Source organism: Azospirillum melinis (genome assembly GCF_013340935.1).
GTDB classification, from domain to species: Bacteria; Pseudomonadota; Alphaproteobacteria; order Azospirillales; family Azospirillaceae; genus Azospirillum; species Azospirillum melinis.
Genome location: NZ_WHOS01000013.1, coordinates 49,809 through 62,814 on the forward strand (window position 1 = coordinate 49,809; position 13,006 = coordinate 62,814).

Genomic DNA, 13,006 nt, shown 5'->3' on the forward strand with positions numbered 1-13,006 from the left:
ACCGAAACCGACCCGGCCCCCCTGTGCCCGGTCTTTTTGGAGACTGCCGTATGACCGACGACGCAACGACCACGGTGTCGGTGCCGCAGCCGAAGCCGGTGGGCATGACGATCCACTATCGGCGCTATGCCCTGACCATGCTGTTCCTCGTCTACATGCTGAACTTCGTCGACCGTCAGATCGTCAACATCCTGGCGGAACCGATCAAGCGCGAACTCGGTCTCATGGACTGGCAACTGGGATCCCTGACCGGACTGTCCTTCGCCATCTTCTACGCGACGCTGGCGCTTCCCATCGCGCGGTGGGCGGAGCATGCGAACCGGGTCAGGATCGTTGCACTGTCGGCGATCACCTGGAGCCTGTTCACGGCGGTCTGCGGCGTGGCCCAGAACTTCACCCAGCTGTTCCTCGCCAGGGTCGGCGTCGGTGTCGGAGAGGCGGGCTGCACGCCGGCATCCCAGTCGCTGATCAGCGATTACACGACACGGGAGAAGCGGGCCTCGGCGCTGGCCTTCTTCTCAATGGGCATTCCAGCCGGTTCGCTGGTCGGGATGGTGGTCGGCGGCCTGATCGCGGACAGCCTCGGCTGGCGCGCCTCCTTCGCGCTGGTCGGGGTACCCGGCATCGCCCTTGGGCTGCTGGCCTATTTCACGCTGCCCGAGCCGCGGAAATCCTCCGTCGCAGCCAGCCAGGCACAAAGCACGCCCAGCCTGAGGGAGGCGCTGGCCGAACTCGGCGGGAAGCGCACCTACATCTGGCTCACGGTCGCGATGGCGGCCATGAGTTTCGGGATTTACAGCAATCTTGCCTTTCAAAGCTCCCACTTCCTGCGCAATCACGCCGAAGGGTTGGGCGTCCTGGCGGCCAGGCTGAACGACCTCACCGGGATCCGGCTGGGACCCACCGGTTTCCTCGGTACGGTGCTGGGCCTGATCGTCGGCATCTGCGGAGCCGCCGGCACCTGGCTGGGCGGCCGGGCGACGGATCGCGCGGTGGCGCGTGGCAGCCTGAATGCCTACGCGACCATTCCGGCGGCGGCGGCCCTGTGCATGCCCTTTGCGCTTTTCGCGGCTTATCTCACCTCGAACACCGTGGCGGCACTTTGCCTGATGGGTTTGCCGATGATGCTGCAATCGGTTTATTACGGCCCCATCTTTGCGGCGGTCCAAAGCCTGGTGCGTCCGCGCACCCGGGCAACGGCCACCGCCATCTTCCTGTTCTTCGCCAATCTGATCGGGCTTGGCCTTGGACCGCTGTCGGTCGGCATGATCAGCGATCTGCTTGCGCGGTCGATGGGGTCGGGCGACGGCATCCGCTGGGCGCTGATCAGCACCTCGCTCGTCTATGTCCTGGCGGCGATGGCCTTCATGGTGGCGCGAAAGACCATCAGGCGGGACATCGTGAGCTGACAAGGTAAATAACGGCAGCCATCCGCGCGGGGACCGTAAGGCCGGTCCCCGACAGCACCGACGGCCCTCGATCCCGACAGTCGGATCGAGGGCCGTCGGCATGAGAGCCAGCATGAGAAGGGCGATGCGTCGTCAGTTCGTCGCGCCGTCGGCCCGATCCTGCAAATACCGGCGCGGAGGCTGCCCCATGTGTTTCCTGAACATGGCGGTGAACGCGCTCGGGGAATCGTATCCCAGTTCCTGGGAGATCGCCTGCACGGTGGCGCCCATCGACATCCGTTGGACGGCGATCACGATATGGAGTTGCTGGCGCCACCGGCCGAACGACATTCCCGTCTGTTTCTGGATGAGCCGGGCCAGCGTGCGCTCGCTCATGGCGACTGTTGCCGCCCAGTCCCGGATGGTCCTGCGGTCGTCCGGCGCCTCCAGCAATTGGGCGGCGATGCGCTGGATCCTGGGATGGCTGGAGACCGGGAAGTGGAGCGGCTCCGCCTTCATCTGTGCAAGCTCGTCCAGGATGACCTGGACCAGACGGCTCGTCGGACCCTCCAGGGGATAGAGCGGCGGCAGATTGGCCAGATGAAAGATCATCTCGCGCAGCATCGGACTGATCGAGAATGTCGCGCAGGACTCCGGCAGGGGTGAAATCTCCGGATTGATGAAGACGCAGTATGACCGGCCCTTGTCCGACATGGAAATGCTGTGGGGAATCTCTCCCGGAATCCACACCGCTCCATTGGATGGGACGATCCGAAGCCCGTCGAGCGTCCGGCACATGACCGAGCCTTCCGCCGCCACCACCAGCTGGCCTTTCCGGTGCCGGTGGATCGGCAGCTCGTCGTCATCCACATTGCGCCGGACAAGGAACGAGACCAGCGGCCGGGCAAACTCGTCAGGATCCTCAGCGGTGAAGCTGATGCGCAGGCCGGTGGGATCCCATGCCATCGGGAGGGCATCGCCGGCCGCCGGGGCTTCCGGCCACTTCGCACCAATCCGCGCACTCTTCGGCAATGTTGCGGCCTCCGTGCTGTTCGAAGCGGACCTCGGTCCGAGTTTGACAGTTTCGCGACATAAAATGGCAATCCCGTAGATTCTGCCATTGGTTGGGCTCGGATACACTCTGCCGTATGCACAGTCGAATGGCGGAAGGGAATGCGCGCTGCACTCAAATAGGTTTGTTCCGCGGAATTTCCTGCCGTTCTTCGCTTCGGTTGCAGGACAGGCCGTCAAGACTACAACAGGGAGTCATCATGATGAACACGTTGACGCTCGACCGAACGGACATCAAGATCCTCAACGAGCTGCAAAAGGACGCAAACCTCACGAACGTCGAGCTCGCCGGCAGAATCAATCTTTCCCCCTCGCCCTGCCTCACACGGGTGAAGAAGCTGGAGCAGACCGGCATCATCGACCGGCGGGTCACACTTCTGAATCCAAAGGTGATGGGGCTGGAAATCAATGCCTATATCCAGGTCAAACTCGACAAGCAGCCGCAATCGGCACTGGAGAATTTCCGCGACGCCGTCGAGCGGATTCCCGAGGTGATGGAATGCAACTGGATGACGGGCGACTGCGATTTCCTTCTGCGCGTGATCGTCCGCGACGTCGAGGAGCTGGAACATCTGATCGCCAGCAAACTGTCGAAAATAGAGTTCGTCTCCACCATCAGGTCCAATCTGGTGCTGAAGCAGATCACCTATAAAACCGAGCTGCCGATCAGCACATCGCATGCCATAGTCATTCGATTCTGACACGGTCCTCCCTGAAAGTGTCGCGGCGAGGCGAAGGCCGGGATCGGTGACGACGGCGTCCGGCTTCGCGCGCTCGCCGTCGACTGGGAGGCATTGAACCCGGCCCCTCTGCCGCTGCCATGGCCGAACGGCTCAGCCGTCGAGGTCGGTTCGGTCGCCCCGTGTCGTCGGGGACGACACGACGAGAAAATGCACGTCCGCGCCGCTGTCGTTCCGGGCCTGATGGCGGCTTCCCGGAGGAATCTCGATCCCGGACATCGCCGTGATCAGGTGGCGGGTTCCTTCCAGTTCCATCGTCAGTTCGCCGGAGAGCACGTAGAAGAACTGGCGCGCCTTGCCATGGACATGCCTGCGCTCCGCCGTTCCGGCCGGCATGCGCTCCTGAATGACCATCATGTCCGGAGAGGGGGAAAGCACCCATCCGTCGCAGCGGTCCCCCCAGCGGTAATGCTCCGCGTTCTCAACGCTGCGCTTCACGATCGCCTCCGGCCAACATCGGGTTTCCTTCACTCTTCGGCTCGTGCCTGAGCATCGGGCAGACCGGATCGGCGCCCGCCACGAATCCCCTTCCAGGGCTTTGGATCACAACGCCTCCATTCTGGGAAGTCCATTTCCCCATCCGGACCGCGAGGGTCGGTCACCGAGGGGGGCCGCTTGAATCCCTTCGCGTCACGTGTCACATTTGGGACGACACGTGACGGAGGATGCCATGCCCGCGGCCGGAGCCCACATGGGACGGGGTGAGACAGGACCCTATCAGCGGGTCACCGACCTGCTCGGTGGTCCGCGGGTGTTCAAGCGCCCGGTGGTGACGCAGCTGGATGCCCACAACGCCATCAAGACCGGCTTGCCGGGCGGCGCGCTCTACCATCTCGTGACCCACCTGCGGGTCCTCAAGCCGGCGAGCATCGAGTCCGCCGTGGGGATGAGCGTGCGCACCTACCAGCGCCGCAAGGGCGCGCCGGACAAGCCGCTCAGCCCCGAGCAGGGTGGCCGGACCTGGAAGCTGGCCGAGATCCTGGCCCAGGCCTCCGAAGTCTTCGGCTCGCAGGAGGAGGCCGAGCAATGGCTGGAGCGTCCGGCCATCGGGCTGGACGACAACCGTCCGCTGGACCTGCTGGACACCCCCGCCGGGGTCGAGATGGTCGAGGATTACCTGGGGCGGATGGCTTCCGGGGTCTACACGTGACACCGTTGCCGGCGGCGCTGGGCGGCACCGAGCTGGTCGCGTGGCGTCTCGACCCGGAGCCCTTCCGCACGAGCTGGGACAGCGGCGAAGGCGCCTACCGCTTCGGCGGGCGCTGGAACAGCAAGGGGGTCCGCGCCGTCTACTGCTCTCTCGACCCGGCGACCGCGATCCTGGAGGTGGCGGTGCACAAGGGCTTCAAGGCGTTGGACACGGTGCCGCATGTGCTGACGGCGCTGACCGTCACGGACCCCGCCGCCGTCCATGTGGTCACCCCGGCCGATGTGCCCAACCCCAACTGGCTCCGTCCGGGCATCCCCAGCGTCGGCCAGCAGCAGTTCGGCGATGCCGTGCTGAGTGGGCACAAATTCGTCCTGATCCCGAGCGCGGTGTCCCCGCACAGCTGGAACCTTCTGTTCACCGCGTCTGTGGCGACGGGGGCGTACAGGATGCGCTCGCAGGAACGGTTTGCCCTGGACACGCGGCTGCACCCGCCGCCCTGATCAACCGCCGCTCACGCCTCCTCCAGCAGCGCGCGGACCGGCGCCGGCCGGACGGGGGCTTGCGCACGCAGGAGCCCCACCTCTCCGGCATGCCCAAGCCCGCCGGAGGCGGCGATCAGCTCGGCCGCGGCCAGCTGGCAATAGCGGCCCTGGCAGCGCCCCATCCCGGCACGGCCCAGCGACTTCACCCGGTTGGCCTCCGCCCCGCCATAGGCCGCCGTCTCACGCACCGAACCGGCGGTAATCCCCTCGCAGCGGCACAGCACGGTGTCGTCGGGGACCGCCCGCACCCGATCCGCCGGCCAGGGGAAGGCGCGGGCGATGCCGCGGGCGAAGCGTTCCAGCCGGGCGAGGCGCTTCAAGTCGGCCGCAACGTCCGGGCCCGGCACCCCCAGATCGGAAAGGCAGGCCGCCGCGGCGAGACGCCCGGCGACCTCCGCTCCGTCGGCCCCCAGCAGGCGCAGACCGTCGCCGGCCAGATAGACGCCCTCCCCGGCACGCCCCATGCGGTCGGTGCTGGGCAGCCACTGCGCCCAGGTCGCATCATAGGCGAACCGGCAGCCGGCAAGATCGGCAAGCTGGGTTTCCGCCTTCAGATGCCAGCCCAGCCCGGCGGCATCGCAGGCCGTCCGCCGGGACCGTCCGCCGGCATCCGTCCAGCGGACCGCCGTCACGCCGCCGTCCGTGATCCCGCCTTCCGCCGCCTCGATCCCCTCCAGAACGACGCCGGCATGGTAGAGCCGCCCAAGCCGCGCCCGCATCGCCAGCCCTTGCAAGGCGAAGGACGGGCGAACGGCGAGGTCGGGAACGGCGGCGATCTGGCCGCGCAGGCCGGCGGTGTCGAGGACCGCGGCGACCTCCGCCCCCGCCTTCAGCAGTTGGGTCGCCAGCAGCGTCAGCAGCGGCCCCGACCCGGCCAGCACGATCCGCCGCCCCATCGCGACGCCCTGGGCCTTCAGCGCGATCTGCATCGCGCCCAGGCTGTAGACGCCGGGAACCTGCCAGCCCGGCACCGGAGCCAGACGGTCGGTCGCGCCGGTCGCCAGGATCAGCCGGTCGTAGCCGATCCGGCGGCTTCCGCCGTCGCTGACCGCATGCAGCACACCGCCGGCAAGCGCGACGACGGAATGGCGCGGCAGATGGACGATGCGGCCCGCCGCCGCCAGCCCGTCGAAGGCGGCGTGCAGCGCCACCGCCTTGCCGGCCTGCGAGCCATAGAGCAGTTCGGGCGGGCGGGTGAAGCCGTCGGGCGGGCGGCGGTAGATCTGCCCGCCGGCCCGTGCACCCTCGTCGATCACCGTCGGGCGCAGACCGGCCGCCGCCAGCGTTTCCGCCGCCCGAATCCCGGCCGGCCCGGCCCCGACGATCACGACGCGCGGCCGGTTCGGCCCGGTCATCGCCAGTCCTGTCATGGCCAATCCTCCCGCGTCCGGGTCAGCAGCCGCATGCCCTCGGCCAGCGGCGTGGAGCAGGCGCGGATGCGGGCACCCTGCTCTTGCCAGATCCAGCAATCCTGGCAGGCCCCCATCAGGCAGAAGCCGGCGCGCCGCTCCGGCCCGAACTCCGCCTGCCGCAGCGCCGGGGCGTTGGTGAGGATCGCCGTCAGCACCGTATCGCCGGCAAGCGCCACGCGCTCCATGCCATCCAGCAGGAAGCGGACCGGGGCGCGTCCCGTCTCGGCCAGCCTGACCAGCCTGCCCCCCGCCGTCCCGCTCATTCCGCCGCCTCGTGGACCAGGGACTTTGAGGGAGGCATTTCGGGGAAGCGGGCGTAGACCTCGGCCAGCGCGGCTTCAACCCCGGCGGCGCCATCACGGCCGGCCATGCGGCTGAAGATTTCCGTCTTGGCGAAGAAGCGCCAGTGGATCGGCAGGCCGGCGAGGGTGCGGGTCAGGAACTCGTAGGCGTCCGGCGTCCATTGCCGCTCGTAGCCCTCGCGCTCCGGTCCGAAATGGAAATGCCCGGTGGGGGCCGGCCGGTTCGCACGCAGCCGGTCGGTGGCTTGCGTGTCGAGCACGCCGTCGCGGATGACGACGCCATACTCCCGCTCCGCCGCCTCCACCGAGACATAGCCGCGCGCCACGTCCCGGGCCACCCGCCAGGATTCGCGCGTGAACGGGTCGCCCCGGCCGCCGCCGCCGGCCGAACGGATGTCCAGCACGTCGCCCGGTTGCAGCACCGCCGTGTCGATGTTGCCCAGCCGCCTTTCGCCCGGCGTGCCGGGATTGACCACCATGTCCGACAGCCCCGCCGCCCGGCCGCCCAGCACGCCCCAGGGGCGGAAGAATCCGCGGTCGCGGTTGCGCGCGGTGATTCGGGTGTCGGGGGAGAAGACGCGGAAGGCCATGTGGGTGGCCAGCCCGCCGCGCCAGCGCCCGGCCCCGCCGCTGTCGGTCGCCAGCCCGTAGCGGACGAACTCCACCGGGGTTTCCATCTCGGTGATCTCGATGGGCGTGTTCTTCAGATAGGCGGCGTCGGCCCCTGACCCGTTGGTGCCGTCGCGGTGCGGCATGCCGCCGCCGCCGCCGACCACCGGGTTCACCGCGGCGATGATGCGGCTGCCGGTCCGCTCGTCGGTGGTCATCACGTTGACGATGCAGTTGTTGCCGGCCGGGGCCGCCGGAAGCCGCTCCGGCACCGCCTGGGAGAAGGCGCCGAAGATCACCGAGCGCAGCCGCGCACAGGTCAGCGACCGCATTCCCACCGCCGCCGGGAAGGTCGGGTTCAGGACCGTCCCTTCCGGGGTGATGCAGGTGAAGGGCCGGGTCAGTCCGGTGTTCAGCAGGATTTTAGGATCGAGGGTGTAGAGAACGTAATAGACACCGACCAGCAGGATTGTGTGGCGGGGATCGCCGCCCGACGGCACGTTGAGCGAGGATGCCAGCTGCGGGTCAGAGCCGGTGAAGTCCAGCACCGCCTCGTCGCCCCTGATCGTCAGGGTCAGCTTCAGGCGGCAGGGGTTGGCGGTGACGGAATCCTCGTCGGCATAGTCGGCGAACTCCCACCGCCCGTCGGGCATCGCCCGCAGGATGTCGCGCGCCTGCGCCTCGGCATGGTCGAGCAGCGCATCGACGCCGTCGAGGAAGGCGGTCTTGCCGAACTTCTCCACCATGGCGAGGATCTTGCGCTCGCCCGTGTTGAGCGCGCCGACCAGCGCCTTGATGTCGCCGATGTTCAGGTCGGGCTTGCGGACGTTGGTGGTCATGATCCGCAGGATCTGCTCGTCGAACACCCCTTCGCGGACCAGCTTCATCGGCGGAAAGCGGATGCCCTCCTGATGGATTTCGGTCAGTGCCCGTGACAGCGAGGCCGGGACGGCGCCGCCCATGTCGGTGTTGTGGATGTGCCCGCCGGTCCAGGCGATGATCTCGCCGTCATGGAAGACCGGCTTCCACAAATGGGTGTCGGGGGCGTGGGTCGCCACGAAGCCGGAATAGGGATCGTTGGTGAAGGCGACATCGCCGGGCCGGTACTCCTCGATCATGTCCATGGCGCGGCCATAGGTCAGGCCGGGATACCAGGTCGCCCCCAGCTCCATCGGCACGCCGAAGGTCTCGCCCCGGCGGTTCAGCAGCATGACGGTGAAATCCTCCGTCTCCTTGACGAAGGCGGAGTGGGCGGTGCGCTGGAGCGTGTGGGCCATGTTCTCGGCCGCCGACCGCGCGTGGTTCGCCAGCACCTGAAGCTTCATACGGTCAAACACAGGCGTCACTCCGCAAAGGTCAGGTGGAGGTTGAGATGCGCATCGACGCGGGCCGCGGTTCCGGCCGGGATGGCGAAGGTGGTGTCCTCCTGGGCGACGATGGCCGGTCCCACGAACCGTGCCCCGGCCTGCAAGTCCGCACGGCGGTATAGCCCGACCGGGGTCACGGCGCCGCCGGTGAAGACCGGCACGCTGCGTTCCGCCGAGGCGGCATGCGGTTCCTCCGGCGCCGTCGGGAACTGTAGGGCCGGGCCGTTTCCGATGGCGGACAGGCGCAGGTTGACGATCTCGATCCGCCCGTCGGGGTCGTGGAAATCGTAAAGCCGGGCGTGGGCCGCGTGGAAGGCGTCGGCGATGGTGCCGGGATCGTTGCCGCTCAGCCATTCGGGATTCAGCGACGTCTCGATCTCGTAGCTCTGGCCGGCATAGCGCATGTCGGCGACGATCCTCAGCTCGGCGGCACCCGAATGGCCTTGCGCAGCCAGCCAGTCGCGCCCTTCCCCCCCCATCGCGGCGAAGGCTTCGCGCAGTGTTGGCATCAGGCCGGGGGTCAGCTCGGCGAACAGGGTGCGGACGAAATCGCCGCGCAGGTCGGCGACCAGACCGCCCAGCGCCGACACCACGCCCGGCCAGCGCGGAGCGACGACGCGCGGCATCCCCAGCTCGCGCGCCAGGAACACGCCCAGCATCGGACCGCCGCCGCCGAAGGGCATCAGCGCGAAGTCCCGCACATCGACGCCGGCCCGCGCGGCCATCTTCTCGACCTCCGCGAACATTTCCGACACCGCGACGTCGAGGATCGCCTGGGCGGTCGCCTCCACCGAGCGGTACAGCTCGTCGGCCAGCCGCTTGACGGCGGCACGGGCGAGGCCGGCATCCATCCGCAGCTGCCCGTAGGCCATCTGGCTGTGGCCGAGCCAGCCGCACACCACCATCGCGTCGGTCACCGTCGCCCGGTCGCCGCCGCGGCCATAGCAGGCCGGACCCGGCGTCGAGCCCGCGGAGTCCGGCCCGACGCGCAGCACGCCCTGCCCGTCGACGCTGGCGATCGATCCGCCGCCGATGCCGATGGAGCTGACCGAGACCGAGGGGATGTGCAGCGGAAACTCGCCGATCATCTCACCGACGCCGAACTGGGCCTGACCATCGACGATCAGGGCGAAATCGGCCGAAGTGCCGCCGATGTCGAGCGTCAGGATGCGCGGTTCCCCCGCCTGCCGGGCCAGCCACGCCGCCCCGTTCACCCCGGAGGCCGCACCGGACAGCAGCATGTGGACGCAGGCCCGCTTGCCCTCCGCCGCGTTCATCACGCCGCCGTTGGACTTGGTCAGCAGCGGACGGGCGGGCACCCCGCGCCCGGCCAGCCGTCCTTCCAGCGCCGAGAGGTAGCCGGAAATCCGGGGATGGACATAGGCGTTCAGGATCGCGGTCGTCGTCCGCTCATACTCGCGGATCACCGGCCAGACCTCGGCGGAGGTGAAGACGAACAGCTCCGGGGCCAGCCGGGCGACCTCCTCCTTCACCGCGGTTTCGTGGGCGTCGTCGCGCCAGGAATGGAGGAAGGAGACGACGACGCCCATCGCCCCCTTGGCCCTGACGGCGGCGACGGCATCGGCGACGGCCGCCATGTCGGGGGCATGCCGTTCCGTCCCGTCGGAGCGCAGCCGGGCGGGAATGCCGAAGACCATGTCGCGGGCGACCAGCTGGTCGGGGCGCGAGCAGAACAGCGAATAGGTGTCCGGCATGCGCAGCCGGGCGAGTTCGATGACATCCTCGAACCCGGCATTGGTCAGCAGCGCCAGCGGCGCGCCCTTGCGCTGGATCACCGTGTTCATGCCCACCGTCGTGCCATGCACGAAGCGGGTGACGGCGCGCGGGTCCAGCCCCTCGCGCTCGGCCAGCAGGGTCAGGCCGGTCATCAGCTCCGCGCCGGGGTCGTCCGGCGTCGTCAGCACCTTCAGCGACGCCACCCGCCCCGACCGCGTGTCCAGCGCGCAGAAATCGATGAATGTCCCGCCGATGTCGACGCCGACCTTCCAATCGGCCTCACCCAAGCCTCCGTCCATCTCCGCTCCTTCCGGCAAGTCAGTCTGTGTCCGATCCGGACGGAAAGCTGACATGGCGGGCCGGGGACGATCCAAGACCCATTGAACGCAAACACATAAGTCGGGCTTATGCACCGCGCCCCATGAGGCCGCGCTCCCATAGCCCGGCCTTATGGGATCCTGCCGAACCCGTCTTTGACCCGCCCCCGGATGCCCGGCAGCCTGACCGGTGGGGCGGAGCCATGTCCGCCCGCATGTGGGAGAGGTCGATGAGGGTTATCGTGCTGGGCGGCGGGTTGATCGGATCGGCCGCCGCCTTTTTCCTGGCCCGGCGCGGCCTGTCCGTCACGCTGCTGGAGCGCAACCGCGTCGGCACCGGCGCCACGGTGGCGTCCTTCGGCAACATCCGCCGCACCGGGCGCTATCTGCCGCAGCTGCCGCTCGCCCACCGCTCGCGGGCGCTGTGGGGGGAGGCGGAGCGGCTGCTGGGGCGGGATGTGGAGTTCCGCGCCACCGGCCATCTGCGGCTGGTGTTCGACGAGGACGGGTTGGCCGACATGCGCCGCTACATCGCCGACGCGCGGCCCTGGGGGCTGGATCTCGACGAACTGTCGCCGCCGGAGATCCGCCGCCGCTTCCCCGGCCTGGGGCCGGGCGCCATCGCTGCGTCCTTCTCGCCGCAGGACGGCAGCGGCAACCCGCGGCTGATCGCCCCCGCTTTCGCCGACGCCGCCCGCCGTCTGGGAGCGGAGATCGTCGAGGAGTGCGGGCCAGTGGAAGTCTCCGCCACCGCGTCGGGATTCGAAGCAACGACACATCGGGGCCGCTTCACCGCGGATTGCCTGCTGAACGCCGCCGGGGCCTGGGGAGCGACCATCGCCGCCCGCTTCGGCGAAAGCGTGCCGATGGCGGCCTACGGGCCGCAGATGGGCGTGACCGAACCCCTGCCGCACCGGATCCTGCCGGTGGTCGGCATGTGGTCGCGCGCCGGCGGGGACGGCTATCTTCGTCAGGTGGAACGCGGCAACATCGTCTTCGGCGGCGGGGCCGAGCGGGTGCCGGTGGCGCTCGATCCCGGCCATGCCAGGGCCGATCCGGCGCGGCTGCCCGGACAGTTGCGGGCCCTGGTCCGGCTGCTGCCGGCGCTGGCCGACGTCACGGTGATCCGCACCTGGTCGGGCTGCGAGGGCTATGTCGCCGACAAGCTGCCGGTCATGGGGGCGTCGACGACGACGCCCGGACTGTTCCACGCCTTCGGCTTCAGCGGCCACGGCTTCCAGATCGGCCCCGGCGTCGGCGACGTGATGGCGGAGATCATCGCCACCGGGCACAGCGAAACGCCGCTGCACGACTTCCGCATCGGCCGTTTCCAAGCCGCCGCGGCACACGCCACCCAAGCCTGACGGTGCCGGACCCGCCCGCTTCTCAGCGGGCGGGGTCGAGGGCAGCGGACCGGGCGTGGAACCGGCCAGCCAGGGGAATCACCAAGGCCGAGGCGGCGATGACGAAGGCGCCGGCAAGGCTGACCGGCGACGGCAGCACGCCGAAGATCGCCGCGTCGAGGATCAGCGCCCACAGCATGGCGGTGTAGTCGAAGGGCGCCTGGGTCGACACCGACGCGCGGGCCATCGCCTCGGTCATGGTGATGTGCGCCAGCCCGCCGGAGACGCCCGCCCCGATCAGGCAGGCCAGGGAGAACCCGCTGGGGGTGACCCAGCCGAACGGCCAGCTCGCCAGACCACCGAGCGCGCACAGGAGGGCGAAATAGAAGGCGATGGTTCCCGGTGCTTCGGTCGCGGTCAGCGTCTTGATCTGGACCCGCCCCGCCGCGGTGGCGAACGCCATCGCCAGCCCGGCCGCAACCCCGATGAGGGTGCCGTGGTCCGGCGTCGGACCTTCGAAGGCCGGCACCAGCATCAGCAGCACGCCGGCGAAGCCTATCAGCGCCGCGCCGATGGCCACCGCGCCCGGCCGTTCGCGCAGGAACAGCATGGCGGCCGGCACAGCGAGCAACGGAGCCAGGAAGCCCAGCGCGGTCGCCAGCGCCAGCGGCAGATAGGCCAGCGAGACGAAGGAGAGCACCATCGCCATGCCGCCATAGAAATTGCGCTTCAGGTGCCCGACCGGCTGCCGCGTCCGAAGGGCCGACGGAAACTGCCGGCGCCACATCAGGTAGGCGACGATGGGCGGAATCGCGAAGGCGCTGCGGAAGAAAACGATCTGCCCGACCGGCGCCTCGGCAGAGGCCAGCCGGACGAACAGCGACATCACGACGAACAGCCCGGCCGACACCAGCCGGAGCATGATCCCGGCGCTGTTGCCGGAGGAGGACGGAACGGGAGAAGGGTCGGGCACGGAGTCAGCGTGAGAGCCGGCGGAGGGGTCCGGCGTCTGTCCCGGCATGATCGGC

At 69.0% G+C, this 13,006-nt stretch carries 12 protein-coding genes; 5 read left to right on the forward strand and 7 right to left on the reverse strand.

Features of this window, described 5'->3' with window-relative positions:
* Positions 1–50: 50 nt before the first annotated feature.
* A complete protein-coding gene (locus GBZ48_RS12165; protein WP_174471292.1) occupies positions 51–1,409 on the forward strand; it encodes a spinster family MFS transporter in 1,359 nt (452 codons plus the stop codon).
* A 132-nt stretch (positions 1,410–1,541) separates the two neighbouring features.
* Here the strand turns inward: GBZ48_RS12165 and GBZ48_RS12170 are convergent, their stop codons facing one another.
* Entirely contained in the window at positions 1,542–2,420 is an 879-nt protein-coding gene (locus tag GBZ48_RS12170; protein WP_209798333.1) for an AraC family transcriptional regulator, read from the reverse strand.
* Positions 2,421–2,659: 239 nt separating this feature from the next.
* Here GBZ48_RS12170 and GBZ48_RS12175 point away from each other — a divergent pair, with 239 nt between their 5' ends.
* Positions 2,660–3,160 carry an Lrp/AsnC family transcriptional regulator gene (locus GBZ48_RS12175; RefSeq protein ID WP_244592227.1) on the forward strand — a complete coding sequence of 167 codons (501 nt, stop codon included), beginning with the start codon at positions 2,660–2,662 and terminating at the stop codon, positions 3,158–3,160.
* Positions 3,161–3,292: 132 nt separating this feature from the next.
* On the opposite strand, the gene GBZ48_RS36920 is transcribed toward GBZ48_RS12175, so the two are convergent.
* On the reverse strand, positions 3,293–3,670 hold the full coding sequence (locus GBZ48_RS36920) for a cupin domain-containing protein (protein ID WP_209798334.1): 378 nt from the start codon (positions 3,668–3,670) through the stop codon (positions 3,293–3,295).
* Between the two features lie 199 nt (positions 3,671–3,869).
* Between GBZ48_RS36920 and parS the strand changes: the two genes are divergently transcribed.
* Entirely contained in the window at positions 3,870–4,349 is a 480-nt protein-coding gene (gene parS / locus GBZ48_RS12185; protein ID WP_174471293.1) for a type II RES/Xre toxin-antitoxin system antitoxin, read from the forward strand.
* Positions 4,346–4,849, forward strand: a complete 504-nt coding sequence (locus GBZ48_RS12190; protein WP_174471294.1) for a type II RES/Xre toxin-antitoxin system toxin — start codon at positions 4,346–4,348, stop codon at positions 4,847–4,849. The genes parS and GBZ48_RS12190 overlap by 4 nt, the downstream gene beginning before the upstream one ends.
* Before the next feature lie 11 nt (positions 4,850–4,860).
* On the opposite strand, the gene GBZ48_RS12195 is transcribed toward GBZ48_RS12190, so the two are convergent.
* From GBZ48_RS12195 to GBZ48_RS12210, 4 genes are read right to left on the reverse strand one after another with little or no spacing between them, the layout of a single operon-like run.
* Positions 4,861–6,261 carry an FAD/NAD(P)-dependent oxidoreductase gene (locus GBZ48_RS12195; protein WP_246307152.1) on the reverse strand — a complete coding sequence of 467 codons (1,401 nt, stop codon included), beginning with the start codon at positions 6,259–6,261 and terminating at the stop codon, positions 4,861–4,863.
* Positions 6,258–6,566 carry a (2Fe-2S)-binding protein gene (locus GBZ48_RS12200; protein WP_174471295.1) on the reverse strand — a complete coding sequence of 103 codons (309 nt, stop codon included), beginning with the start codon at positions 6,564–6,566 and terminating at the stop codon, positions 6,258–6,260. Before GBZ48_RS12200 ends, GBZ48_RS12195 begins: the two co-directional genes overlap by 4 nt.
* Positions 6,563–8,551, reverse strand: coding sequence for a hydantoinase B/oxoprolinase family protein (locus GBZ48_RS12205; RefSeq protein WP_174471296.1), 1,989 nt, complete (start codon positions 8,549–8,551; stop codon positions 6,563–6,565). Before GBZ48_RS12205 ends, GBZ48_RS12200 begins: the two co-directional genes overlap by 4 nt.
* Positions 8,552–8,556: 5 nt before the next feature.
* Positions 8,557–10,617 (reverse strand): hydantoinase/oxoprolinase family protein, encoded by a 2,061-nt coding sequence (locus GBZ48_RS12210; RefSeq protein ID WP_174471297.1) that lies wholly within the window; start codon positions 10,615–10,617, stop codon positions 8,557–8,559.
* Between the two features lie 248 nt (positions 10,618–10,865).
* Between GBZ48_RS12210 and GBZ48_RS12215 the strand changes: the two genes are divergently transcribed.
* Positions 10,866–11,999, forward strand: coding sequence for an NAD(P)/FAD-dependent oxidoreductase (locus GBZ48_RS12215; protein ID WP_174471298.1), 1,134 nt, complete (start codon positions 10,866–10,868; stop codon positions 11,997–11,999).
* Positions 12,000–12,021: 22 nt separating this feature from the next.
* On the opposite strand, the gene GBZ48_RS12220 is transcribed toward GBZ48_RS12215, so the two are convergent.
* On the reverse strand, positions 12,022–12,999 hold the full coding sequence (locus GBZ48_RS12220) for a DMT family transporter (RefSeq protein WP_174471299.1): 978 nt from the start codon (positions 12,997–12,999) through the stop codon (positions 12,022–12,024).
* Positions 13,000–13,006: the final 7 nt, after the last annotated feature.